Source organism: Janthinobacterium sp. BJB304, from assembly GCF_002735765.1.
In the GTDB taxonomy this organism is placed as follows: domain Bacteria; phylum Pseudomonadota; class Gammaproteobacteria; order Burkholderiales; family Burkholderiaceae_D; genus Janthinobacterium.
The window spans coordinates 129691-153959 of sequence record NZ_PDZN01000003.1 but is presented as its reverse complement, the minus strand read 5'-3'; the positions used below and the strand labels follow the sequence as shown (position 1 = coordinate 153959).

Annotated in this window: 26 protein-coding genes; 6 read left to right on the top strand and 20 right to left on the bottom strand. The window is 64.4% G+C overall.

Features of this window, described 5'->3' with window-relative positions; translation table 11 throughout:
* Nucleotides 1-3: 3 nt before the first annotated feature.
* The 7 genes from fghA to CSQ95_RS04670 all read right to left on the bottom strand — a co-directional run bounded on the left by fghA (nucleotide 4) and on the right by CSQ95_RS04670 (nucleotide 5490).
* Nucleotides 4-870 (bottom strand): S-formylglutathione hydrolase, encoded by an 867-nt coding sequence (fghA, locus tag CSQ95_RS04700; RefSeq protein ID WP_099408681.1) that lies wholly within the window; start codon nucleotides 868-870, stop codon nucleotides 4-6.
* Between the two features lie 56 nt (nucleotides 871-926).
* A complete protein-coding gene (locus CSQ95_RS04695) occupies nucleotides 927-1790 on the bottom strand; it encodes an NAD-dependent protein deacetylase (RefSeq protein WP_099408680.1) in 864 nt (287 codons plus the stop codon).
* Between the two features lie 48 nt (nucleotides 1791-1838).
* Nucleotides 1839-2510: a signal peptidase I gene (gene lepB, locus CSQ95_RS04690; protein WP_099408679.1), complete on the bottom strand. Its 672-nt coding sequence runs from the start codon at nucleotides 2508-2510 to the stop codon at nucleotides 1839-1841.
* Nucleotides 2511-2673: 163 nt separating this feature from the next.
* Nucleotides 2674-2919, bottom strand: coding sequence for a hypothetical protein (locus CSQ95_RS04685; RefSeq protein ID WP_070218224.1), 246 nt, complete (start codon nucleotides 2917-2919; stop codon nucleotides 2674-2676).
* Complete coding sequence (locus CSQ95_RS04680) at nucleotides 2916-3167, bottom strand: hypothetical protein (RefSeq protein ID WP_070218223.1); 252 nt, start codon at nucleotides 3165-3167, stop codon at nucleotides 2916-2918. The genes CSQ95_RS04685 and CSQ95_RS04680 overlap by 4 nt, the downstream gene beginning before the upstream one ends.
* Nucleotides 3168-3293: 126 nt before the next feature.
* Nucleotides 3294-4868, bottom strand: a complete 1575-nt coding sequence (locus CSQ95_RS04675) for an oleate hydratase (protein WP_099408678.1) — start codon at nucleotides 4866-4868, stop codon at nucleotides 3294-3296.
* 79 nt (nucleotides 4869-4947) lie between these two features.
* Nucleotides 4948-5490: a GNAT family N-acetyltransferase gene (locus CSQ95_RS04670; protein ID WP_099408677.1), complete on the bottom strand. Its 543-nt coding sequence runs from the start codon at nucleotides 5488-5490 to the stop codon at nucleotides 4948-4950.
* Between the two features lie 83 nt (nucleotides 5491-5573).
* On the opposite strand from CSQ95_RS04670, the gene CSQ95_RS04665 reads away from it, so the two are divergent.
* Nucleotides 5574-5966 carry a VOC family protein gene (locus tag CSQ95_RS04665; RefSeq protein ID WP_099408676.1) on the top strand — a complete coding sequence of 131 codons (393 nt, stop codon included), beginning with the start codon at nucleotides 5574-5576 and terminating at the stop codon, nucleotides 5964-5966.
* 1 nt (nucleotide 5967) lies between these two features.
* Here CSQ95_RS04665 and CSQ95_RS04660 read toward each other — a convergent pair whose 3' ends face one another.
* A complete protein-coding gene (locus CSQ95_RS04660) occupies nucleotides 5968-6552 on the bottom strand; it encodes a DinB family protein (protein WP_070218219.1) in 585 nt (194 codons plus the stop codon).
* A 163-nt stretch (nucleotides 6553-6715) separates the two neighbouring features.
* Between CSQ95_RS04660 and CSQ95_RS04655 the strand changes: the two genes are divergently transcribed.
* Nucleotides 6716-7705 carry an HDOD domain-containing protein gene (locus CSQ95_RS04655; protein ID WP_099408675.1) on the top strand — a complete coding sequence of 330 codons (990 nt, stop codon included), beginning with the start codon at nucleotides 6716-6718 and terminating at the stop codon, nucleotides 7703-7705.
* A gap of 39 nt (nucleotides 7706-7744) precedes the next feature.
* On the opposite strand, the gene CSQ95_RS04650 is transcribed toward CSQ95_RS04655, so the two are convergent.
* The 8 genes from CSQ95_RS04650 to CSQ95_RS04615 form a co-directional block, all read right to left on the bottom strand.
* Nucleotides 7745-8446, bottom strand: coding sequence for an ABC transporter ATP-binding protein (locus CSQ95_RS04650; RefSeq protein WP_099408674.1), 702 nt, complete (start codon nucleotides 8444-8446; stop codon nucleotides 7745-7747).
* A gap of 4 nt (nucleotides 8447-8450) precedes the next feature.
* Nucleotides 8451-9164 carry an ABC transporter ATP-binding protein gene (locus tag CSQ95_RS04645; RefSeq protein ID WP_099408673.1) on the bottom strand — a complete coding sequence of 238 codons (714 nt, stop codon included), beginning with the start codon at nucleotides 9162-9164 and terminating at the stop codon, nucleotides 8451-8453.
* A complete protein-coding gene (locus CSQ95_RS04640) occupies nucleotides 9157-10131 on the bottom strand; it encodes a branched-chain amino acid ABC transporter permease (RefSeq protein WP_099408672.1) in 975 nt (324 codons plus the stop codon). The genes CSQ95_RS04645 and CSQ95_RS04640 overlap by 8 nt, the downstream gene beginning before the upstream one ends.
* Nucleotides 10128-11000 (bottom strand): branched-chain amino acid ABC transporter permease, encoded by an 873-nt coding sequence (locus CSQ95_RS04635; protein ID WP_035817692.1) that lies wholly within the window; start codon nucleotides 10998-11000, stop codon nucleotides 10128-10130. The genes CSQ95_RS04640 and CSQ95_RS04635 overlap by 4 nt, the downstream gene beginning before the upstream one ends.
* Nucleotides 11001-11104: 104 nt before the next feature.
* Nucleotides 11105-12271, bottom strand: a complete 1167-nt coding sequence (locus tag CSQ95_RS04630) for an ABC transporter substrate-binding protein (protein WP_099408671.1) — start codon at nucleotides 12269-12271, stop codon at nucleotides 11105-11107.
* Nucleotides 12272-12331: 60 nt separating this feature from the next.
* The gene (locus CSQ95_RS04625; RefSeq protein WP_099408670.1) at nucleotides 12332-13870 is read right to left on the bottom strand and encodes a class I adenylate-forming enzyme family protein; all 1539 of its coding nucleotides are present in this window, start codon (nucleotides 13868-13870) and stop codon (nucleotides 12332-12334) included.
* 11 nt (nucleotides 13871-13881) lie between these two features.
* Entirely contained in the window at nucleotides 13882-15036 is a 1155-nt protein-coding gene (locus CSQ95_RS04620; RefSeq protein ID WP_070289686.1) for an acyl-CoA dehydrogenase family protein, read from the bottom strand.
* A 51-nt stretch (nucleotides 15037-15087) separates the two neighbouring features.
* Nucleotides 15088-15912, bottom strand: a complete 825-nt coding sequence (locus CSQ95_RS04615; protein WP_099408669.1) for an IclR family transcriptional regulator — start codon at nucleotides 15910-15912, stop codon at nucleotides 15088-15090.
* A 269-nt stretch (nucleotides 15913-16181) separates the two neighbouring features.
* Here CSQ95_RS04615 and CSQ95_RS04610 point away from each other — a divergent pair, with 269 nt between their 5' ends.
* Together CSQ95_RS04610 and CSQ95_RS04605 are read left to right on the top strand one after the other, a co-directional pair.
* On the top strand, nucleotides 16182-18176 hold the full coding sequence (locus CSQ95_RS04610; protein WP_099408668.1) for a TonB-dependent siderophore receptor: 1995 nt from the start codon (nucleotides 16182-16184) through the stop codon (nucleotides 18174-18176).
* A 27-nt stretch (nucleotides 18177-18203) separates the two neighbouring features.
* Nucleotides 18204-18740 carry a molybdopterin-dependent oxidoreductase gene (locus CSQ95_RS04605; protein ID WP_257217954.1) on the top strand — a complete coding sequence of 179 codons (537 nt, stop codon included), beginning with the start codon at nucleotides 18204-18206 and terminating at the stop codon, nucleotides 18738-18740.
* 57 nt (nucleotides 18741-18797) lie between these two features.
* On the opposite strand, the gene CSQ95_RS04600 is transcribed toward CSQ95_RS04605, so the two are convergent.
* The 3 genes from CSQ95_RS04600 to CSQ95_RS04590 are packed head-to-tail and all read right to left on the bottom strand — an operon-like array spanning nucleotide 18798 to nucleotide 21670.
* Complete coding sequence (locus tag CSQ95_RS04600) at nucleotides 18798-19727, bottom strand: alpha/beta hydrolase (RefSeq protein WP_099408666.1); 930 nt, start codon at nucleotides 19725-19727, stop codon at nucleotides 18798-18800.
* A complete protein-coding gene (locus CSQ95_RS04595; RefSeq protein WP_099408665.1) occupies nucleotides 19724-20596 on the bottom strand; it encodes an alpha/beta fold hydrolase in 873 nt (290 codons plus the stop codon). The genes CSQ95_RS04600 and CSQ95_RS04595 overlap by 4 nt, the downstream gene beginning before the upstream one ends.
* Nucleotides 20597-20608: 12 nt before the next feature.
* On the bottom strand, nucleotides 20609-21670 hold the full coding sequence (locus tag CSQ95_RS04590; RefSeq protein WP_070218209.1) for a sugar phosphate isomerase/epimerase: 1062 nt from the start codon (nucleotides 21668-21670) through the stop codon (nucleotides 20609-20611).
* 140 nt (nucleotides 21671-21810) lie between these two features.
* Between CSQ95_RS04590 and CSQ95_RS04585 the strand changes: the two genes are divergently transcribed.
* Nucleotides 21811-22419 (top strand): TetR/AcrR family transcriptional regulator, encoded by a 609-nt coding sequence (locus tag CSQ95_RS04585; protein WP_070218208.1) that lies wholly within the window; start codon nucleotides 21811-21813, stop codon nucleotides 22417-22419.
* 19 nt (nucleotides 22420-22438) lie between these two features.
* On the opposite strand, the gene CSQ95_RS04580 is transcribed toward CSQ95_RS04585, so the two are convergent.
* The gene (locus CSQ95_RS04580; protein ID WP_099408664.1) at nucleotides 22439-22810 is read right to left on the bottom strand and encodes a flagellar basal body protein; all 372 of its coding nucleotides are present in this window, start codon (nucleotides 22808-22810) and stop codon (nucleotides 22439-22441) included.
* A 214-nt stretch (nucleotides 22811-23024) separates the two neighbouring features.
* Here CSQ95_RS04580 and CSQ95_RS04575 point away from each other — a divergent pair, with 214 nt between their 5' ends.
* Entirely contained in the window at nucleotides 23025-24167 is a 1143-nt protein-coding gene (locus tag CSQ95_RS04575; RefSeq protein ID WP_257217953.1) for a dienelactone hydrolase family protein, read from the top strand.
* Nucleotides 24168-24269: the final 102 nt, after the last annotated feature.

Below are 24269 nucleotides of genomic sequence, written 5' to 3'. Positions count from 1 at the left end.
AGATCAGGCGGCGCGCAGCGTGCGCGCATGGAAGCGCACGTGCTCTTCCATGAAGCTGGCGATGAAGTAATAGCCGTGGTCGTAGCCGGCATGGCGGCGCAGCCGCAAGGGCTGGCCGGCGTCGCGGCACGCCGCTTCGAATACCTCGGGGTGCAGTTGCTCGGGCAAAAACTTGTCGGCCAGGCCCTGGTCGATCAAGATGCCTTCGGGGAACAGCGGCGGCTGGCCCTGCAGGCCGCGCATCAGCGCGCTGACGTCGTACGGCTGCCAGCTGGCCGCGTCGCCGCCCAGGTAGCCCGTAAACGCTTTCTTGCCCCACGGACATTGGCTGGGCGCGGCGATGGGGGCGAAGGCGGAGACGGAGCGGAACAGGTCCGGGTTGCGCAGGGCCAGCACCAGCGCGCCGTGGCCTCCCATCGAATGGCCGAAAATGCCCGTGCGTTGCGCATCGATCGCCAGTTCCTGTTCCAGCAGCGCGCGCAGTTCCAGGATATAGCTGTACATGCGGTAGTGGCCGCTCCAGGGCGCCTCGGTGGCATCCACGTAAAAGCCGGCGCCCGCGCCGAAATCCCAGGATTCGCTCTCGCCCGCGATGTTGGCGCCACGGGGGCTGGTGTCGGGGGCGATCAGGATCAAGCCTTCCTCGGCCGCCACGCGCTGCGCGCCGCCCTTGATCATGAACGTTTCTTCCGTGCAAGTCAGGCCTGCCAGGTAAAACAGGGCGGGGCGTTTGGTGGTGACCATGCTGCCCGGCGCCGTGTCGGGAATGAAGGCCGAGAAACGCATGGGCAAGCCGATGGCTTGCGCGTCGTGGCGATAAAAGCGTTGTACGCCGCCAAAACAGGCGTGTTCACTCAACAGTTCCAGCATGAATTCTCCTCGTTAATTGCACAGTATAGCCAGAGCGGCGCGGGGCCGGCACGGGATCAGCCCAGCATGGCCGCTAATGCAGGCAAGATGTCTTGTGCCGGGGCATCGGTCTTGAATGCCAGCAAATGGTCGGCGCGCGTCTTGCCCATGTTGATGGCGGCCACGGGCTTGCCCGTCTCGGCCGCCATGCGGCACAGGCGAAAGCTCGAATACACCATGACGGACGAGCCCACCACCAGCAGGGCGCTGGCCGCGTGCATCTTGCTTTCGGCTTCGGCCGCGCAGGCGGCGGGTACGCCATCGCCGAAAAACACCACGTCGGGCTGCAGGGTGCCGCCGCAGCGGGGGCACACCGGCACGTGGAAGGTGGCCAGCTGGGACGGCTCCAGCAAGGCGTCGCCGTCGGGCGCCGGCGTGGCCGTGGCGCCCAGCATCCGGGGATTGTCGCGTTCGAGCTGATCCTGGATCAGGCGGCGCGTATGGCGGGTCCGGCAATCGAGGCAGATCACGCCATGTATGCTGCCGTGCAACTCCGTGACGGCGGCGCTGCCTGCCTGCTGATGCAGGCCATCCACGTTTTGCGTGACCAGGCCGCCGATGCACTGGCGCTGGGCCAGCCGGGCGATGGCCAGGTGACCGGGATTCGGCATGGCGCGCGCCAGGGTCGGCCAGCCCACCATGCTGCGCGCCCAGTAGCGGCGGCGCACGGCTTCCTGGCGGCGAAAATCGGGGCCTTGTACGGGGGCATTGCCGCGCCGCACGCCTTCCGTGTCGCGGTAAGCGGGTATGCCGGACGCCGTGCTGATGCCCGCGCCCGTCAGCAGCAGCACGTCGGGATGGCGCCGCAGGAACTGTGCCAGCTGCTCGAGGGCGGCATCGTCGCTGGCGCACTGCTGGCTGGATGAAGGAAAGTTTTGCATGATGCGCCATGCTAACCGAAAAGCATGGCGCCGTTGCGAGGGCGAGGTTTACTCGAGTTTCATGCCGAAACGTTGCAGCCGCGGCTGCCAATGCTCCTGGATATTAGCCGAGACGAGGATGCGTTCGGCTTTGCCGATCAGCAATGCGCGGGGCACGAAACCGAAGTAGCGCGAGTCGGCGCTGTTGTCGCGGTTATCGCCCAGCATGAGGAAATGGTCAGCCGGCACCGTCACGGGGGCAAAGCTGCGCGCCGCACCGGCGATTTGCGGCAAGACCTGGATGCGGTGCTGCTCGGTCGCGTTGCGCTCGCTGATGCGCTGCGCTGTCAGCTGGCCCACGTGGGCGATGGTTTCGGGCGCCGTGTCGAGCGCCGTGTACTGGGCCGACTGGCCATTGATGACCAGCTGTTCATTGCGCATTTCCACCGTGTCGCCGGGCAGGGCGATGATGCGCTTGATCAAGCGCGTGCCGTCTTTCGGCGAGGAAAAGGTGACGATGTCGCCCCGTTGCGGTTCACCGAGGCGCTGCAGCACGATATCGGTGAGCGGCACTTTCAGGTTGAAGGCGAGGCGGTTGACGAAGACCACGTCGCCCTCGAGCAGATTGGGGCGCATGGACGCCGACGGAATGGGATTCCAGTCCGCCACGGCCGTGCGGAACACGCCGAACAGCAGGAGAAACATCAAAAAACCTTTGTTGGCGCGCATCCATGTGCTCATGTCGGCTCTTTCGCTGGGCTGTGCCCGTGATGGTGTAGGGAGGCGCCATTGCTGCTGGCGTCCTATGCACGATGCACGGCGAGGCTGAAGCCAGTCTTAAATCCAGTGCATGCGGGGCCGATGGCGTGACCGCTGTTGCGTGCACGCATCACCATGCCTGCCATCAGGGATGGCGGCACGGCGCTTGCGTGTCGTCGTTGCCGTTCGGCAGGCGCTTGCCATGCATTTCATCCCACAGTTCGCCCAGCGCCACCAGCAGGCCGCCGGCCACGAGGGGGATCGCCACCAGCCATGGAATGCTGTCGAGCCAGGGACCCAGCAGGATGGCCGAGGCTACGGCGATGACGAGGGCGCTGCACCAGAAACGGCGCGGATGCCGGAGCGTGAACAGGTAATGAAGGTGCTTCATACATCCTCCTTGGTGAGCATGCGGAACAGCCGGGCGGCCAGGATGCTGCTGACGGCGATGACGATGCAACCGTCCAGGAAAAACAGCACCTTGCCCACCAGGTGCATGCCCTGTATCAGGTAGGCGGGCAATTCCTGCGCTTCCGCCCATTGCGTCATGCGTGCCAGCACGATGGCGGCGGCAAAGATGACGAGGGCCAAGGCCAGCACCAGCAGCACATGTTCGAACAGGCGTAGCCGCAGTTTCATGTTGGACTTGGCAAGGTGGGGAAGATTCCCGGACCTTGACGTTATCAGTCCGATATCGCCGTGCTTTGCGCTGTCACAAAGGCGCGCCCGATAGGATGAAAACGACGTTGACGCGGGAAAATGGGCTTATGTGAAAGCCTTGATGACGGCATCGAGCTTGACCTTCAGCGACTTGTCGTGCGCGTGGATGGCCGGCACGTCGCGCGGCACGCCGAGCAGCTGGTAGACGGCCGTCTGCGCCGCGCGCACCGAGTATTCCACGGTAAACACGACATCGTCGGCGATTTCCACGAACTGGCTCACGAAGGCCAGGTTGACGGAGCCGGCCGGCACGGGCAGCGGGCGGTCGCTTTTCGCGCGGGGCATGAACATGCTGGTGATGTAGGGCATGCGGCAGGGAATGCAGTTGCCCGTGGCCATCATGTCGAGGTCGAAATTCAGATGGCCGCACAGCTCGCGCAGGATTTCCTCGCCGCTGCAGTCGGACATGGGCTTGGCGACGAAGTTGCCGATGCGGTCGGGGTGCAGCGCATAGCCCCAGAACACTTGCACGCCCTCGGGCTGGCCCGCGAAATGGGGCTGGTGCGCCAGCACGATGGACATGAACCAGTTGCTGTCCTTGAAGGTGACGAGGCCGCCCGTGCCCGCGCTGTTGCCCGTGAATTGTTCCATCCTGTCGAAGAAGACGCTGTCTTTCAGGGTGACCGTGTACGAGGCCCAGTACGATTCGGGAATGCTGCTGTTGAAGGCGGCGGGGCGACCCAGTTGCGGGCGGCCCTCGGCCAGCTTTTCCCACAGGCGCCAGCCGTGGCTATCGTTCTTCGTGCGCTTGGCCGGCGCGCTGTGCATGCTGCCATAGCTCGATGCATCCGTCATCGAGGCATTCTGGAAAAAGACCAGGTCGCCGGCAGCGACAGGAATCACGTCGGCCATGCCGCGGCGCTGGCAGGCAATGGCGGTGGCGCTCAGGCGGCCTTCGGATTCCTGCACTTCGATATCGGTTACCGCGCAATCCATGATGACGTTCACGCCTTGCTCCTGCAGCCACGCGACCAGCGGGCGCACCAGCGAATCGTACTGGTTGTAGACGGTGCGCTTGACGCCGGCCAGCGTCTCGATGCGCGAAAATTCCATCATGAAACGGTGCAGATAGCGCTTGAACTCGACGGCGCTGTGCCAGGGCTGGAAGGCGAACGTGGTGGCCCACATGTACCAGAACTTGGTGTCGAAAAATGCGGGCGAGAGCCAGTCCGTGATGGCGCTGCTGCCCAGGGCGTCTTCATCGGCTTCCGTCAGCTTCAGCAGTTCCAGCCTGTCCTGCATGGAAAAGCCCATGCTGCTGACGTCGACCTTGAAACGGTTGCGGTCAACGAGGCGCGCGCGCGAGTGGGGAATATGCCGTTCGTTGAAGGCGATGGTTTCGTCGTAGACGCTCTGGCCCGCATGCTCGAGCGAGGGGATGCTCTTGAACAAGTCCCACGTGCATTCGTAATTGTCGGTGGTCAGCATGCGCCCGCCGCGCAAGGTGTAGCCATCCTCGGCATTGCCGCCGCCATCGAGGCTGCCGCCCGTCACGGGCGCCGCTTCGAAGATGGTGATGTTGCTGCCTTGCATGCCGCCGTCGCGTATCATGAAGGCGGCCGCGGCCAGCGAGCCGATGCCGCCGCCGACGAGGTAGGCTTTTTTATCTGTATTGTGCATATTGTTCCCTGAATGTGATATTTGCCTATTTTATAACATCAGGGGAGAAGCGGCCTCACAATAGAGCAACTGCTCGGTTTTATTCCATGCCGGCGTGCTCGTTGCGCCGTTCAAAATACAGCAAGTCCGACCAGGCGCCCTGGAAATGCATGGCTTTTTCCGAGCGCCCATACTGGTGAAAGCCGTTGCGCTGCATGACCGCGACCGAGCCCAGGTTTTGCGGCCGCGCCGTCGCTTCCAGGCGCCACAGTTCCAGTGGACCGAACGCTTCTTCCAGCAGCAGGGCCACGACGCGCGTGGCGTAGCCGCGTCCGCCGAATCGTTCGCCGATGCGGTAACCGAGCGCCGCCTTGTTGAAATACGGGCGCGTGACGGCCGTCAGGTTGACCCTGCCGATGATCTGTCCGTCCAGCCTGGCCAGATACTGGTAGGCGCGGTCCTGCTCGCGCTCGCGCTGCGCCTGCTCGATGGCGGCGGCGATGGCTTCCTGGCTATAGTAGGACGGCGCCCGGGCCGTGACCCAGGATTCAAAATAGGCGCGGTTGTCCAGCTCGAAGGCCAGCAAGGCGGAGAGGTCGGCGCTGGTCGGAGGGGACAATTGGAGGCGGTCGATGTCTGGCATGGGATCTGGTCCGAAAGAGATGCGCCATTATAATCAGCTGGCGCATTCCGCCGCACACCCGTTTCTACCCATGAAGGAGCAGCATGCTGTCCCATCTCTGCCTCGGCACCAACGACTTTCCCCGCGCCTACGCCTTCTACACGGCCTTGCTGGGAGAACTCGACCTGATCGAAAAATTTCATGATCCGGCCAAGCCCTGGGCGGGCTGGATGGCGCGGCACGCGCCGCGTCCCCTGTTCGTGCTGACGTCGCCGCACGACGGCTTGCCGGCCACGTCCGGCAATGGCCAGATGACGGCCTTGCTGGCGGCCAGCCGCGCGCAGGTGGACCGCTGCCACCAGGCCGTGCTGGCGCTGGGGGCCGTGTGCGAGGGGCCGCCTGGCTTGCGCCCCCATTACCACGATAATTACTATGGCGCCTATTTCCGCGACCTCGACGGCAACAAGCTGTGCGTCTGCTGCCACGGCGAGGAATAACTCAGCGTTCTGCCCACACCTCGTCTTCCGTCCAGCCCAGTTCCAGAAAATCCTGCGCCCGCTCGTCCGCTTCGCCGGCGCAATAGAATTCGTCGAGCTGCGGCGGCGCGATGCGCGTGCCGGCCAGCATGGCGTGCACTTGCCCCCGGTGGTGGATCTGGTGCTGGAACACATGCGCCAGCAGGCGTTGGCGCGTGTCGACTTGCGGCGTGTCGCGCAAGATCGTCACGGGCCGCGCCAGGTCAAGGTCGCACAGACTGCGGCAATGGGCGATCAGGCGCAGGTCCGATGCGCGCTGCGCCGCGTGCAGGGCCGCGCAATCGGTGAACGGTTCATCCTGTGCAAAGAAGACGTAGCAGTCGGCATGGGGCGCTTCGCCGCGCAGCTCGCGCTCGAGCGCGTCGAGATAAAACCAGTCGCATGTGAGGATGTGGTTCAAGGTGAACTGGATGGTGGGAAAAAAACTGACGCGCGTGGCCTGGAACTCGGCCCGGGTCAGCTGCCCGCAAGCTTTCAGCAGGCGGTGGTTGGCCCAGGCGTTGTTGTACGCCTGGCTGGTGATGTAGTGCGCAAGTGGATTGTTCATGATGGATCGCTTGTTAGGCAGGACAGGGGACATGTCATGCCACTTTAGCATGTTGCGGCAGGTGGACAAAGCGCTCACGCCCGCCGCACCGGCGCCGCTGTCATCAAGTAAAATCGCGGGGCGGATTTCGCGATAGTGATGCACATAGGGCTGGAAGAATAAAATGGGTTGGATAGGAAAATTACTGAGCGGCAGCGACGACAAGGCTGCGCACCTCACGGCAGCGGCGGCGCCCGAGGCGGCACGGCAGCCGGCCACCATCACCGAAATCGATGCCATTTACTACCGCTGGCTGGCGGCCGCCGGTTCGGCGCAGGCGCCGGCGGAGGCGGAACAGCAGATTCTGGACGAATTGGCGCGCCTGGTCCGTGAACCGGTCGCTGGCGCTGCGTTGATACCGCGCATTCCGGCCATCATTCCCCAGTTGATGCGTACCTTGCAAGATGAAAACATGAGTGCGGCCAAGCTGTCGGCCCAGCTGGCCCAGGACGTGCTGCTGGTCGCCGAGGTCTACCGCGAAGCGAACCGGCCCCGCTACCATTCGCGCTACAACGCCAGCCCGTCGATCAACAACATGGAAGGCGCCATCATGCTGCTCGGGCAAAACGGCATGCGCATGCTGCTCGCCCGCGTCGCCTTCCGTCCCATCGTCAGCATGCAAAGCGGCGGCCTGACCATACGCACGGCGCCGCTGATCTGGCGCCAGTCCGAGAAATGTGCGCTGGCGGCCAACCTGGTCGCGCCGGCCATGCAGGCCAACGCCTTCGACGCCTATCTGGCGGGACTGATGGCCAATGTCGGCCTAGTGGTGGCCTTCCGGCTGATCGACCAGATGCATGCGCCCGATGCCTTTCCGCAATCGGACGCCTTCATTGCCCAGGTGTTTGCGCAAGCGCGCATCTTGTCGGTACGGATCGCGGAATTATGGGAGTTTCCCGCGTCCGTGACCCGCGCGATCGCTCAGGTGGGGCAAGCCGATGCCGATCCGCAGGCGCAAGCGCTGGCGCTGGGCGAGCGCTTGAGCAAGCTGCGCATGCTGCTCGATACCGGCCGCTTTCCTGCCGATGATCCCTTCGTGATGACGGGACTGAGCAAGGCCGAGCTGCAGGTGTTTGACAAGCTGGCCGACGACGAGGACGACGACGAGGAGTGATGGCCGCAGTCCGCTCAACCTCGGCGCCGGCCATGCCGCTCAGCGCGCAAAATACAGCGCATGCAGATGCTCGAGGTCGACATCGACCGCCGCCTGCGACAGCGCCACCTTACCGCTTTGCATCAGGTAGACGTGATCGGCCACGCCGACGGCGCGCGCCGTGTTCTGCTCCACTAAAATGATGGTGCGCTTGCCGTCGTTCAGGTGCGCGAGGATCTCGAACAGCTCGTTGACCACCAGCGGCGCCAGGCCCAGTGACGGCTCGTCGATGATCAATAACGACGGATCCGACATCAGGCCCCGCGCCATCGCCAGCATCTGCGCCTCGCCGCCGGACAAGGAACCGGCCAGCTGCCTGCGGCGCTCGTGCAGGCGCGGGAACATGGCGTAGGCTTCGGCCAGGCGCGCCGGCATGTGGCTGCGGTGCTCCTTCGGGAAGGCGCCCATGATCAGGTTTTCTTCCACGCTCATGTCGCGAAACGTCATGCGCCCCTCGGGGATCATCGTGACCCTCGCATCGCTCATCTTCCATGTCGGCGTGCCGTTGATGGCCACGCCGTCGAGCGCGATGCTGCCCGCGCCCACGGGCAGCAAACCCATGATGGCGCGCAGCAAGGTCGTCTTGCCGGCGCCATTCGGGCCGATGATGGTGGTCAGCTTGCCCTTCTGGATCGAGAGCGACACGTCCCACAGCACATTGATGGCGCCATAGCCGGCGCGCAGATTATTTACTTCAAGCATCGTTTCAAGCATGCGCGGCTCCCGTATAGCTTTCGATGACGGCCGGATCGCGGAAGACGGCATCCGGCGTGCCGTCGGCGATCAGCTGGCCAAAATTGAGCACGGCCACGCGCTGGCACAGATTGCTGATGGTCTCGATGTCGTGCTCGATCATGACGATGCCCACGCCAAAGGCGGCATGCAAATCCTTCAGCATGCCCATGAAGCGGCGCTTGCCGTTCGTTTCCAGGCCGGCCAGCACTTCGTCGAGCAGCAGCAGTTTCGGATTGGTGGCCAGCGCCTTGGCCACTTCCAGCGCTTTCAATTCCGTCAGCGCCAGTTCGCTGGCCGCGTCGCGCTGCGCCTTGTCCGCCAGGCTCGTGAAGTCGAGGATTTCATCGATCTTGCGCATGTCCACCTTGCCGGTGCCGAAGCGCTGCGCCACGACGAGGTTTTCGCGCACCGTCAATTCATGCATCGGCTGCGGGATCTGGAAGGTGCGGCCCAGCCCCAGGCGGGCGCGCTGGTACATGGGCGTGGCCATGATGTCGCGTCCCTCGAAGCGGATGCTGCCGCCGGTGGGGCGCACCAGGCCGGAAATGGCGTTGAACAGGGTGGTCTTGCCGGCGCCATTCGCGCCCACCAGGCCGATCACGTCGTGGCTGCCCACTTTTAACGTGACAGAATCGACGGCCGTCAGGCCGCCGAAGCGCACGGACACATTATCGAGTTCAAGCATGTTGTTTCTCCTTCGATTTGAAGGTGTTTTTCAGCCATTTTTGCAGCAGCGGCAGCAAGCCGTTCGGGCTGAAGACGATCATCGCCACCAGCAGCACGCCCAGCACCAGCTGGTGGCCGGTGGGGATCAGCGACTTGAAAATGAGCTGGTCGACCAGGTAGACCACGACGGCGCCCAGCACGGGGCCGAGTATCGTGCGGTAGCCGCCGAAGATGGCCGCCACGATTGGTAACGTGACCCACAGGCTGTTGAAGGCGTAGTCGGGCTCGAGGAAGTTGATGTAATGGGCGTTGAAGGCGCCGAACAGGCCGGCCATGAAGGCCGACACGAGCAGCATCGCGCCTTTCAGCAAGGTGCTGTTGACGCCGACGACGCGCGTGGCGTCCTCGCTGTCGTGCATGGCACGCAGGGCGATGCCGTAGTGGCTGGCGCGGATGCGGCTGTAGGCAAACGCGCAGCACACCACCAGGGTCAGCACCACCAGGTAGGCGCCCGTCTTGCTGGCCAGATCAAAACCGAAGACGGTGGGTAAAGCCGGGATATTGTTGATGCCGCCGGCACCGCCCGTCACAGCACTCCATTCCGTGGCCAGGATGCGGAAGATGTGGGCGTAGGCGAGGATGGCCAGCGCAAAATACGGCCCGCGCAGCCGCAGCACGGGCAGCATGATGACGGCGGCGATGGCCGCGCCCGCGCCGCCCAGCAGCATGGCGGCAAACACGGGCAAGCCCAGTTTCACGGTGGCCAGCGCGGAGACATACGCCCCCACGCCGAAGAACGCGGCATGGCCGAAGCTGACCATGCCGCCCAAATTGCCCAGCAGGGCCCAGGACATGGCCACGCCGCCGATGATCAGGGCCGCCACCACCATGCTCATCACATACTGGTTGGCGCCCAGGGCCAGCGGCACGGCGACATACGCGGCCAGCAGCAGGACTGCCGTGGAAATCAGTGTCGAGCGCTTCATCCGCGCCTCCGTTGTGCGCCGAACAGGCCGTTCGGCATGATGAACAGCACCAGCAGGAACAGCACCATGCCCGACAATTCCTGCAGCGCGGAGCTGGCCAGGGTGACGGTCAAGGCTTCGGCCACGCCCAGCAGCACGGCGGCCAGCAGCACGCCGGGAATCGAGCCGATGCCGGCCAGTACCGTGATGATGAAGGCTTTCACCGTCAGCGCGCCGCCGTAGGCAGGCTGGATCACGCCATAGCTGAACAAGGCGACGCCGGCGAAGGCGGCCAGGATGCCTGCGACCAGGAACGAGACCAGTTCCGTGCGGCCCGGATCGATGCCCATCAGTTTGGCCGCGTCGCGGTTACTGGACACGGCGCGCACGGCGCGGCCATACCAGCTGGTCGACAGCCAGCGCCACAGGGCCGCCATCAGCACCAGGCTGACGCCAAAGAAAATCACTTCACTGCGCATGCTGAAAAACGGGCCGATCTCGAAGCCTTCCTGCAGCCAGCTCGATGAGGTCGAGCGGATGTCGGCCTTCCATACCAGCAAAATGAAGTTGGTGAGGATCACGCCGATGCCGTAGGTAAGGATCAGCGAATTGATTTCGCGGTCTTTCTTGATGCGGCTGACGATCAGGTAGACGCCCACCGACGTCAGACTGACGATCACCAGCGCGATGGGAATGGCGAACATCGGCCCCAGGCCCAGGCCGGACTCCACGCTGTAGGCGATGTAGGCGGCCAGCAGCACCAGTTCGCCGTGCGCCAGGTTGATCACTTTCATGGTGCCGAAGACCAGCGCCAGTCCCAGTGCGATCAGGGCGTAGGAGCCGCCCTGCAGCAAGCCCGAATACAGGGCTTGCAAGATTAATTCTGTCATATCGTCATCCCGTCAGGCGGCCCAGGCGCATCGCGAAGAGGCACCAGGACCGCCGTTCATCGGTGCACGCCCGGCGGGCGCGCTCGTGTGCAGCGGGAGGCTGCTTACCAGGGCAGGGCAGGATAGTTCAGCTTGCCCGTCGCGTGTTCCTTCGGCCAGACGATCACCACTTTCTTGTCCTGGTGCTGCGCCATGCGGTGCACGAAGTTCTGGTTGTCGCCGTTGGCGGCGAACTGCACGCGGCCGATCAGGGTTTCGCGGTCCGTCTTGCGCATCTCGTCGGCCACGCCGCCTTTCTTGAGCGTGCCCTTGTCGGCCGCGCGCGCGATCGCTTCGAACAGCAGCATCGACTGCACGTAGCCGAACTGGCCCAGGTAGTCCGGCTCCTTCTTGTACAGCTGCTTGTAGGCGTCGCTGAAGGCCTTGCCGTCGGCCGTCTTGAATTCCGTCGGGAAGGGCAGCAGGGCCGTGCCGAAGACGTTCGGCATCAGGTCGGGGAAGTCGGCCGCCATCTTCGGCGTGGCCAGCGACCACACGCCCACCATGGCCTTGATCTTCGGTTTCAGCACGCGGGCGGCGCGGATGATGCCCACGTAGTCGTTTTCGTAGCCGACCATGGCCACCACTTCGGATTTATCCTGCAGCTTGATCTTGTTGATGATGGGCTTGAAGTCCGTAATGGCCGGGTCGAACGAGTGCGTCGTCACCTTCACGCCCTTGGCCGCCAGGGCCTTTTCCACGTCCTTGGCCAGGCCCGTGGTGGCGTCCTTGGTCGAATACACGATGGAGACGGACTTGGCGCCCACATCCTGCAGCAGTCCCAGCATGGCTTTTTCGTAGCCGGCCGTGTTATTGATGCGGAAAAAATTCTTGCGTCCGCTGGCCACCAGGCTGTCGTCCACGCCGCCCGAGGTGATGTAGACCAGACCCAGTTTATTGGCCGTGTCCGAGGCGGGCGAGATATTGTTCGAGCCATAGCCGCCCGTGATGGCCAACACGCCCTGGCTGGCCAGCTTTTCCACGGCGGCGATGGCCTTGGCGGGCGCCGATTCGTCGTCGACGGTGATGATCTTGATGGTGTGCTTGCCGTTGGTCTTGTTGAATACCTCGGCCGCGACCATGATCCCTTCCTGCATGCCGGCGCCGACCCGCGCCAGGTTGCCCGTCAGCGGGATTTCCGCGCCGACCAGGAATTCGTCGGCGCTGGCCTGTGCCATCCAGGCGCTGGCAACCAGCGCTGCCATGGCGATGCGTGTGTAGGTGCGTTTCATCGTGTCTCCTCCGGTGATGTGGCTTGGTTTTATTGTCGGGTCTGCTACTACATGGTCAACTTATCGTGCATTCTGCGCCATTTGCCGCAGCTGCCCCTTTAAAATCTTGCCCGTGGCGGCTGCCGGCAGCGCTTCCATGACGATGATGGCGGACGGGCACTTGTACGGCGACAGGGTCTGCGCCAGCCAGGCTTGCAATTCTGCCACGCTGGCGGGCTGGCGCGGGTCCAGTTCCACGTAGGCGATGACGTCCTCGTTGCCATCGGCCAGGGTGCGTCCCACCACGGCCGACTGCACCACGGAAGCGTGGGCGTTCAGGGCCGTTTCCACTTCCAGCGGATACACATTGAAGCCGGAGCGGATGATCAGTTCCTTGGTGCGGCCCACGATGAACAGCGCGCCGTCCGGGTCCTGGCGCGCCATGTCGCCCGTATTGAGCCAGCCGCCGTCGCGCATGGTGGCCGCCGTCATGGCTGGTTCGCGGTAATAGCCGGCCATGATGTTCGGCCCGCGTATCCACAGTTCCCCCGGCTGGCCCGGCGTCACGTCCTGGCCGGCCACGTCGACCACGCGCACTTCCACGCCGGGGATCGGCATGCCCACGGAATCGTCGCGGCGCGGCGTTTCCAGGCGCGTCTGGCTGATGGTGGGGGAGCTTTCCGTCATGCCGTAGCCATTGTGCAGCGCGGTGCCGAGCAGCTTTTCCACCTCGTGCTTGAGCGACGGCGCCAGCGGCGAGCCGCCCGCATACGCAAAGCGCAGCCGCGTGGGCAGCGGCGTATCGGCGCCGCCTAGGGTTTGCAGCAGCTTGGCGTACATGGCGGGCACGCCCTGCACAATGGTCAGTTCATCGTCCTTCAGTGCCGAGAGCAGGCCGTCGACGGAAAAGCGCGGCACCAGGTACAGCGCGGCGCCCGCATACAGGGTGCCCAGGGCCACCGAGGCCAGGCCGTACACGTGCGAAATCGGCAGCACGCCGTAGGCGCGGTCGCTGCTGGTCAGGCCGCGCAGGGTGCTGGAGACGGCGGCGATGAACAGCAGGTTGCGGTGCGTGAGCATCACGCCTTTTGACTGTCCCGTCGTGCCCGTCGTGTAGATCAGCGCTGCCACCTGTTCGTTGCCGGGCACCGTGTCTTCCGCGATGGCCGCCTCGTTCAAGTCGCCCGCCAGCAGCTCGCCCATGCCGTCGACCGTGGCGCTGGCCGCGCCCAGACGCGCCGCATGCGCGGCCGCTTCCGGCGAGGCGCCGGCCAGGAACAGCACGCGCCGCGCCGAACTGTGCGCAGCGATGGTGTCGATCTCGCGCGCCGACAGCCGCGCATTGACGTTGACGATCCACGCGTCGATGCTGGCGGCAGCAAAAATCAGCGCCACCTGCAGCGCGCAGTTCTCGCCCACCACCATCAGGCGGTCGCCGGCGCGCACGTTCAGCTGGCGCAGCAGCTGCGCGGCGCTTTCCACACCGTGCTGCAGCTGGGCGTAGGTCCAGCTGCGGCCAGCTTCATGCAGCGCGGGCGCGTCGGGCGCGCGCGTCGCCCAATAGATGGAGATGGCCGACAGGCGCGCCGGCAAGTGGGCCAGCAGGGCGGGAATATCCATCGCGGCCTCCTTCACTTTTGCGCTGCCTTGATCATGTTGCGGGCGATGACGATCTGCTGGATCTGCGTCGTGCCTTCGTAGATGCGGAACAGGCGCACGTCGCGGTAGAAACGCTCGGCCGCGTATTCGCTGATGTAGCCGGCGCCGCCGTGGATCTGCACGGAGCGGTCAGCGACTCTGCCGCACATTTCGGAGGCGAACAGCTTGCAGCACGACGCTTCCGTCGAGATGTCTTCCTTGTTGTCGCGCCGGCGCGCCGCGTCGAGCACCATGCTGCGCGCCGCGTAGATTTCCGCCTTGCTGTCGGCCAGCATGGCCTGGATCAGCTGGAATTCCGCGATGGGCTGGCCGAACTGCTGGCGTTCCATCGCGTAGGCGAGGGCGTCGGCCAGCATGCGCTCGGCCGCGCCCACGCAGACGGCGGCGATGTGCAGCCGGCCCTTGTCGAGCACCTTCATGGCCGTCTTGAAACCCACGCCTTCCTTGCCGCCGATGACGTTCGCGGCCGGCACGCGGCAATTTTCGAAGATGACGTCGCAGGTATGCGCGCCTTGCTGGCCCATTTTCTTATCTATTTTGCCCAGGGACAGGCCCGGCGTATCCTTTTCCACGATGAAGGCGGAAATGGCCGAGGCGCCCCGCTTGACGGGGTCCGTGCGGGCCATGACCGTAAAGATGCTCGCTTCGGGCGCGTTGGTGATGTAGCGCTTGCTGCCGTTGAGGATATAGAAGTCGCCATCGCGCACGGCCGAGGTGCGCAGCGAGGCGGCATCGGAGCCCGATCCCGCTTCCGTCAGCGCGAAGGAGCCGATGATCTCGCCGGCCGCCAGCTTGGGCAGATAGTATTGTTTTTGCGCTTCCGTGCCGTCGATCACGATGCCTTGCGAGCCGATGCCATTGTTCGTGCCGATCAGCGAGCGGAAGGCGGGCGAGGTGCGGGCGATTTCAAAGGCGACGCGCACTTCCTCTTCCATGCTCAGTTCCAGGCCGCCGTAGGCTTCCGGAATGGACAGGCCGAACAGGCCCAGTTCGCGCATCTGCGCCACGATGGCGGGCGGGATCGTGTCCGTTTCAGCCACCAGCGCCTCGTTCGGCACCAGCACTTCGCGCACGAAACGGGCGATGCTGTCGAGCAGGATGTTCAGGGTTTCTTCGTCGCGTATCATCGGGTTCCTCGGCGCTTTGATTTGATCTGTTGTTGAGAGGGGGCGCGCAGTCTAACCGCGGCCCAGGTTTTTTTCCACTGTCTTGACCAGGGCCACCAGACGCGGACCCAGGTCCGATTCGAGTTTTTCGCGCGACAGCAAAAAGGCGGGGCCGCCGCAATTGAAGGCCATCACCTGTTCGCCGTCGGCACCCAGCATGGGCACGCCCACGGCATGCACGTCGTTCTGCCATTCGCCGGCCGAGATGCAAAAGCCGCGGTCCTGGTAATCCTTGAAGCCTTGCTCGATGCCGGCCTTGATGCGCGGCCAGCGTTCCGCCTCGTGCACGCGCGCATGGTCCATCAGATAGTCGCGCTCGGCCTGCGGCAGGATGCACAGCAGGGCCTTGCCCATGGCCGTCGTCATCAGGGGAATGCGCGAGCCGACGTCGAGGCGCAGCGTGACGTTGGCGCTGCTGCGGCACGTTTCCACGTACACCATGCTGAGGCGGTCGCGCGTGCCCAGCGACACGGACGCCTGCGCATGTTCGGCCAGTTCTTCCATCAGCGGGCGCGCCATCTTGCGCACGTCCAGGTTCGACAGCATGCGGTAGCCGAGGGCCAGCACGCCGGCGCCCAGCTGGTACTTGCCCAGGCTGTCCGAGTAATTGAGGTAGCCGAGTTTGGTGAGGGTGTAGGTGAGGCGGGAAATCGTCGGTTTCGGGATGCCCGTGCGCTTGGCCATGTCCGCGTTCGACAGGAAGACTTCGCCGGGACGAAAGCACCGCAGCACTTCGAGGCCGCGCGCCAGCGCGTTGACGAACTGGCGGTCCTTGCCTTCCTCGTCATCGCTGAAGACGATGATTTCCGGATCGGCTGCGGCCTGAATATTTGTCATATTTGCATTCATTTTCTGGCTCCCTGGAAATCAGTTTGCCTAGCCGACTCTCGCATGTCAACCGTTTTGTGAAACATTCGTTCGCACAGCGAAATGGTGCGGTGCATGAAAAATCGCCGGAAAATTGACTTGTGCGCCCGTTTTGCCTCTCCCCGCTTGAGTATCGCTATATACGTCTGTATATTGCGCTGTTGGATGACGGCCGCCGCACGAGTGGCCGCTTTTTTGCATATCGCTATATAAAACGATATATAACGGAAGAGAACAAGATGACGATGGTGAAACAGGTAATGGCAGGCGCCGTGATGCTGGCGCTGGCGCAGACGGTGCAGGCGCAGCAGACAGCAGGCAAAGATGAGGCTGCGCCGTTCGTGCTGGGCACGGTGACGGTGATCGGCCAGCGCGAGCAGGCCGGCCAGGTGGAACAGCAAGTGGGCACGCAAGTGAGCCGCGCCGAGATGCGCCGCTTTAACCGCGACAACGTGGGCGACGCCCTCAATTTGCTGTCCGGGGTGTCGCTGTCGACCAATGCGCGCAACGAGAAAACCGTCGCCATCCGCGGCTTCGATGCGCGCCAGGTGCCGCTCTACATCGACGGCATTCCCGTCTACGTGCCGTATGACGGCTACGTCGATTTCAACCGCTTCACGACCAGCGACCTGGCCGCGATCCAGGTGGCCAAGGGCTTCAGTTCCGTGGCCTACGGCGCCAATACCCTGGGCGGCGCCATCAACCTGGTGTCGCGCAAACCGACGGCTTTGATGGAAGGCGATGCGTCAGTGGGATTCGGTTCGGGCAGCGAGCGCCAGGTGTCGGCCAACGTGGGCACCAACCAGGGCCTGTGGTATCTGCAGGCGGGCGTGTCCTACATCGACAGCGACGGCTTTCCCCTGTCGTCCGATTTCCGCCCCACGGCCACGGAAGACGGCGGCATGCGCAATAACGCCTATCGCAAGGATCATAAACTGTCGTTCAAGGTGGGCTACACGCCGGGCGGCGCGCATGCAGGCGATGAATATGCGCTCAGCTACTACAAGCAGCATGGCGAAAAGGGCCAGCCGCCATCGACCAATCCCGTCGGCGCGCGCTACTGGCAGTGGCCGTACTGGAACAAGGAAAGCGTGTATCTCGTCTCGCAGACGCGCCTGGGCGAAGCCGAGCGCCTGAAACTGCGCCTGTACCACGACAGCTACGACAATGAAATCACGTCCTATACAAACGGCAGCTACGCGACCCTGAAGACCAGCGGCCAGGGCAGCGTCAGCGGCGGGCGCAGCATCTATAACGACCGCACGAACGGCGGCGCGGTGGAACTCGAATCGTTCCGCCTGGCCGCGCACAGCCTGCGCTTCGTTGCCAGCTACAAGGCCGACGAGCACCAGGAGCTCGACGCCAGGGGCGTGCGCACCACCTGGTACAAGGATGCCCTGTGGACCCTGGGCGCGGAAGACAGCATTGCCCTCAATGCGGCGACGGAACTGTCGCTGGGCGCCTCGCGCAACGCGCTGCGCCCGGACACCGTCTACAGCGCCGGCAATGCGTATACCTTGCCGAGTAATCAATCGGCCACCGACCTGCAGGCGGGATTGTTCCACAAGACCGGTCTTGCATCGCGCGTGTACGCCACCGTGGCGCGCAAGTCGCGTCTGCCGACCCTGAAGGACCGCTACTCGCAGCGCCTGGGTACATATATTGAAAACCCGGCCTTGCGCGCGGAAGAGGCAATGAATTATGAGCTGGGCTACCAGGCAACCGTGCGCGGGCTGGCGCTCGATGCCGCCCTGTTCTACAGCGACGTGAAGGACAAGATCCAGAGCGTGGCGAATGTGGCGGGCGGGCGTGCGCAGATGCGCAACGCGGGCAGGGCGCACATCAGCGGCGTGGAACTGGGCGTGCGCGGCCGCGCCGGCGCCTGGCTCGATTTCGGCGGCAATTACACCTACACGGCCATGAAAAATGTCAGCGACCGCGCCATCCGCCTGACGGACGTGCCGCGCCACAAGCTGACGGCGCACGCCGTATTGCACGCGGCGCGCCAGGTCGACGTGGTGGCCATCGCGGAAGCGAACAGCGGCCGCTGGGTTTCGAACACTTTGGCACTGGGCGGCTTTGCCAGCGTGAACCTGAAAGCCGTGTACCGCCCCTTGCCGGCCTTGACCCTGGAAGCGGGCTTGAGCAACCTGGCTGACCGCAACTATGCGCTGGCCGACGGTTTTCCCAGCGCGGGCCGCACCTGGCTGGCCAATGCGCAATACCAGTTTTGAGTTTTCACTGTCATGAAAGGACACAGCATGTTGAAGAAAATATTCCTTGGTTTGGCTTCGGCCGCACTGCTGGCGGCGGCCCCCGCATGGGCCGACCCGGCGCCGGCGCGCGAGAACATGAGCCGCGCGCTCGCCGTCACGGGCAAGGTGGCAACGCCGTTGACCCTGACGGTAGCCGACCTGCGCCGGCTGCCGCAAGCCAATGGCGGAGACATCGCCGTCACGCGCCACAACGGCGACAAGGCCGAAACCATCACCAGTTACAAGGGCGTGCGCCTGCACGACATCCTCGACAAGGCGGCGCTCGATGCGCCCGGCCACAACGACGTCAAGAAGCTCGCCATCATCGCCACGGCCACCGATGGCTATGCGGTGGTGTTTTCCTGGGGCGAGCTGTATAACGCGCCGGCCGGCGAGGGCGTGATCGTCTACTACGAAAAGAACGGCAAGGCGCTCGACGACAGCGATGGCGAAATCGCCCTCATCTCGGCAAAGGACATCCGCACGGGTCCGCGCCATGTGAAGTGGCTGAACGCCATCGAGGTGCGCAAATTGGTGGAATAGAGGCATGCTGGGGTCTGACCCGCCAGGTCAGACCCCAGAATTTTTCTAGTGGACTATTTACGCAAACATGGCACTTTTCATTGCTTGGCCCGCCACGTCGAACAATCCCCGCGCCTTTGGTGCCAAGCCCGGCATGTGTATCGATGCGTGGATCATGCCGTCGAGCTGCACGCATTGCGCAGCCACGCCGTCGTCGCGCAAATACCGCGCATAGGCTTCGCCCTCGTCATGCAGCGGGTCGTACTCGCATACCAGCACCGTCGCCGGCGGCAAGTCCTTGAGCGACGTTGCCCGCAGGGGCGCCGCGTAGGCGTTTGCGCCGTCGGCCGGCTCGTTCAGGTAGGCGGACCAGCAAAAGCGCATCGCTTCCCGCGTCAGCGAGTGGCCCTCCGCATAGCGCTGGTAGGACGGCGTGTCGAAGGCAAAATCGAGCGCCGGGTACAGCAGCAGCTGATGCGCCAGCGCGGGACCGGCCTGGTCGCGCGCCATCAGGGCGGCGGCCGCCGCCAGGTTGCCGCCCGCGCTGTCGCCGCCCACGGCCAGCCGTTTCGCATCGATGCCCAGCGCCGCCGCATGTTCGGCGACCCAGCACAACGCGCGGTAAAAGTCGTTCAGTGGCACGGGGAACTTGTGCTCGGGCGCCAGCCGGTAGTCGACGGAAACGATCACGCAGCCGGTGGCGTTGGCCAGCGCGCGGCAGGGATTGTCGTACAGGTCCAGCGAGCACAGACACCATCCTCCGCCATGCGCAAAGACGATGGCCGGCAGGGGCTGGCTTGTGTCCGCGCCGGCGGGCACGTAGGCGCGCACGGTCAGCGCATGCTCGCCCGGCAGCACGTAATCCGTGATGGATGCGACGTCTTCCAGGGGGCCATGCAGCTGGCGCAACCCCGTTTCCGTGGCCGCGCGCAAGTCCGCCAGCGAGGCGGGTGGCGGCGCATCCCTTGTCTGTTCCAGCCAGGCGGCAATCAGCGGATCGAGGCTCATGCGTTGTTTCCTGATTTTTCTCCGGCCAGGAAGGGCAGCAGGTGGGCGATGAAGGCTTCCGGCTGTTCTTCCATGATGAAGTGGCCGCATTCGGCAACGATGGCGCCTTTCAAATTGTCCGCCTTGCCCTGCATGGTCAGCAGCGGTGCGTCGTTGGTCGCATGGTCGGCGCCGATGGCCAGTACCGGCATGGTCAGGCTGCGTTTTGCCCGTTCCAGATTTTGACGGATGGTTTCGGGTATGGCGCGGTAGTAGGCGAAACCGGCGCGCAAGGCGCCCGGCGTGGCATAGGCATCCGCATACACGTCGACGGCGACCTTGTCGCGGCGGTAGGACCAGCGGTCCAGGATGAAGCGGATGTATTCGCGTTCCTTGCCCGCCGTGAGCATCTCCGGCAAATCGAGCACCTGGTTGAACATGAAGTGCCACAGGAAGATGTTGTCGGACGGCGCGATGAAAATCGGCGGCGCGGGCGCCAGACCGGGAATCACGGCTTCCGTCAGCGCCAGTTTCGTCACGGCCTGCGGGAAATCGCTGGCCAGCGCATAGCCGACCCACATGCCGATGTCGTGACCGACCACGTCGTATTGCGCGTGGCCCAGGGCCAGCATGGCGCGGTGCAGGGTGGTCGCCACGGCGCCCGTGTCATAGCCGCCGGCCGGGCGGTCCGAGTGGCCGCTGCCCGGTGGATCGATGGCGATCGCCTGGTAGCCGCTGGCGGCCAGCGCCGCCATCACGTGGCGCCATGCATACCAGGTTTGCGGCCAGCCGGGGATCAGCAGCACGGGTTTGCCGGTGCCGGGACCAGCGATGACGCAATGCAGGCGCTGGCCGTCGATGCGGACGTAGTCGTGAATGAAGTCGTTCATATGTTTCCTTGATTAGTGATGCTCGATGCCGAGCAGGGTATTGATCTGTTGTGCGCTGACGGGGGCGCCGGCGAAGTCGTCGAAGATCTTGTCGGTGACGGGAATGATGTGGGCATTGATGAAGGCCACGCCTTCGCGCGCGCCCACCTCCTGGTCCTTCAGGCAGCATTCCCATTCCAGCGTGGCCCAGCCCGCGTAATCGTTTTGTGCCATCTTCGAGAAGATGGCCTTGAAATCGACCTGGCCGTCGCCCAGCGAGCGGAAGCGCCCGGCGCGGTTTTCCCATGACTGGTAGCCGCCGTAAATGCCTTGCCGCCCCGTCGGATTGAACTCTGCATCCTTCACATGGAACATGCGGATATGGTCCTTGTAGATATCGATGAATTCCAGGTAGTTCAACTGCTGCAGCACGAAGTGGCTGGGGTCGAACAGCATCTTGCAGCGCGGGTGGCGGCCTACGCGCTCGTAAAACATCTCGAAGCTGATGCCGTCATGCAGGTCTTCGCTCGGGTGGATTTCGTAGCACAGGTTGACACCCTGTTCCTCGCACACGTCGAGGATGGGCAGCCAGCGGCGTGCCAGTTCGTCGAAGGCCGCCTCGATCAGGCCGGGCGGGCGCTGCGGGAACGGGAACAGATATGGCCAGGCGAACGAGCCGGAGAACGTGCCCATGTCGGTCAGGCCCAGGCGTTTCGACGCCATGGCCGCCAGTTTCACTTGCTCGATGGCCCACTCGGTGCGCGCGGCCGGCTGGCCGTGCAGGTGTGCCGGGGCGAAGCTGTCGCACAGCGCGTCGTAGGCCGGATGCACGGCCACCAGCTGGCCGAGGATGTGCGTCGTCAGTTCGCTGATGACGAGGCCATGGCTGGCCAGCATGGCAACGAGGTCGTCGCAGTATTGCTGGCTGTGCGCCGCCTGCGCCACGTCGAACAGGCGCGCATCCCAGGCGGGAATCTGCAGGGCCTTGAAGCCCATGCCGGCCGCCCACTCGGCGATGGCAGGCAGGGTGTTGAAGGGCGCCGTGTCGGCGGCGAATTGTGCCAGGTGCAGGCTTGGTCCTTGGATGGTTTTCATATCGGCTCCTATTGTTTGTCGATCGACAAAGAATAGGCGAAATTGTTGGCGCGGTCAAGCCCGTGAAGCAAAATAAATGGCGAACGCGGCGCGGGCGCCAGGCGTTATACTGGCCGCCACTTCGCAAGCAGAGGATCAAGATGGCAGGAAGACCGAGGGAATTCGACCGCGCGCTGGCGCTGGCAAAAGCGCGCGACGCGTTCTGGACGCGCGGCTACGAGGGGGTGTCGATGGCGGACCTGGTGGCGGCGCTGGGCATCGCCTCGGCGCGCATCTATGCGGCGTTCGGCTCGAAGGAGCAGCTGTTCCGCGAAGCCGTGGAGCTGTATGAAACGGGAGAGGGCGCGTTTGCCGTGCACGCGCTGGCGGCCAGCCTGAACGTGCGCGATGCGGTGGCGCGCATGCTGGAAGAAGCCGTGCTGCTGTATACGCGCAGCGGCCAGCCGCAAGGCTGCATGGTGGTCACGGCCGCCACCAACACGAGTGCGGAAAACGCGGGCATCGCCGACTGGCTGGCGCAGCACCGCCGCGCGCGCACGCAAGCCGTCATCGAGCGGCTGCGCGCGGCGCAGCTGGCGGGAGAGTTAAAAGCGGAGGCGGACGTGCAGGCGCTGGGCGACTACTATGCGGCCTTGCTGCATGGCTTGTCGGTGCAGGCGCGCGACGGCATTCCGGCCGAACGGCTGCTGGCGCTGATCACGCCGGCGATGGCGCCATTGGCGCTGGAAATGAACAAGCAGACTATCTAAGCGCTAGTGACTGTTGTGCTTAAGTCTTGATGTCGATCAGGCTGCCCAGTGCCTGGTCGGCCGCCTTGACGACGTTCGCCGACAGGTTGAAACCGGCCTTGTAGACGAGGTTATCGGTCAGTTCGGAAGCGAGGCCCACGCCGTTCGGCCGGCTTTCGGCCGCCTTGGCCGCATTGGCATTGGCGCCGCTGACGCTTTCGCTGGCGGCCAGCTTGCGCCCCTCGACGGAGAGGGTGACGCCCGTGCCGGCCGGGCTGGCTTCCTGGAATTCGGCTTGCTGCGGCTGGAAGCCCGGCGTATTCGCATTGGCGATATTGTTGGCGGCCACATCCAGCGCGCGCTGGTTGGCGGTCAGCCCCGAGGTACCGGTGGTGAGGGCGGATATGGACATGGCAACTCCTTCAGAATACGCCCAGTTTACTCCCGTCTGCGGAAAAAGTGTGGTGGCGCAAGGCAACAATTTTTCCCGCAGGTGCTTGCCGCAAAAAATATGTACGTCACGTAATTTTTTTATATTGTTCTGTGGCATTTCACTGCCTAGACTGGCAGGGAAGTCATCCACGGAGTGCGCCATTTTCCACCTGTTACGCCCCATTTTTCTGGGTTTGCTGCTCAGCCTGCCTTGCCTGCCCCTGAAAGCCCAGCTTGTTCCCTCCCAGCTACCGCTCGATGCGCGCCTGAACGAGCAAGTCATCATGGTGCCGGCCGGGGACGGCTTGCGCGAGACGCTGGAGACGACGGTGTTTCGTCCCCCCGGCTCCGGCCCGTTTCCCTTGCTGCTGATGAATCACGGCAAGCAGGCCGGCCCGGCCCGGCTGCAGCAGCGCGAGCGCTTCATCTATATGGCGACCGAGTTCGTGCGCCGCGGCTATGCCGTGATGCTGCCGATGCGCGCCGGCTTTGCGCGCTCCACGGGCGCCTACCGCGATTTCGGCTGCGACATGCTGGGCAACGCCCAGGGCCAGGCGCGCGACATGCTCGCCGCACTCGCGTATGCGCGCCGCCAGAGCTGGGTCGACCCGCAGCGCATCGTCGTCGCGGGGCAGTCGTACGGCGGCATGGCGGCGCTGGCACTGGCCACCCGGATGGTGCCCGGCGTGCGCGGCGTGCTCAATTTTGCGGGCGGCTTGCGCATCGACATGCCCGGCTGCGACTGGCAAGGGGCGCTGGCCAAGACCTTCGCCACCCTGGGCGCCTACAACCACATTCCCAGCCTGTGGCTGTATGGCGCGAATGACGCGTACTTTTCGCCGGCGCTGGCGCGGCGGCTGTTCAATTCCTTTACCGGTTCAGGCGGCCGGGCGCAGCTGCTGGCCTACGGCCCGTTCAAGCGCGACGCCCACCTGACCCTGGGCAGCCGCGATGGGGTGGCCGTGTGGCTGCCCGCCACCGAGCGCTTCTTGCAGAAGATCGGCATGCCGGTGCGCCAGGTCTACCGCGTGGCCGATGCGCCGTCGCCGCCCGCCACGCATTTCGCGCCGCAGGACGATATCGCCGCCGTGCCCTACCTGGAAGAGCAGGGCCGCGCCGCGTACCGCGTCTTCCTGGAAAAAACCGCGCCACGCGCCTTTGCCTTGTCGGCCAGCGGCGCCTGGGGCTGGGCCGAGGAGGGCGAAAGCCCCGATGTGCGCGCGCTCGCTTCGTGCCAGCGCCGCAGCAGCCTGCCATGCCAGCTGTATTCGGTCGATGAAAGCGTTGTTTGGCCCGTCGCCGGCGCCAGCGCGAGCGCCGCCGGCGGCGCGCAATAGGCTGCCGCGCACGATAGTTGTCGCCGAAACGGGGGATGGGCGAATATACTAGTCGAAAAGGGAGGCGTTGCGCTTCCCGTCCGCCCTTATCATCAGCGAGAA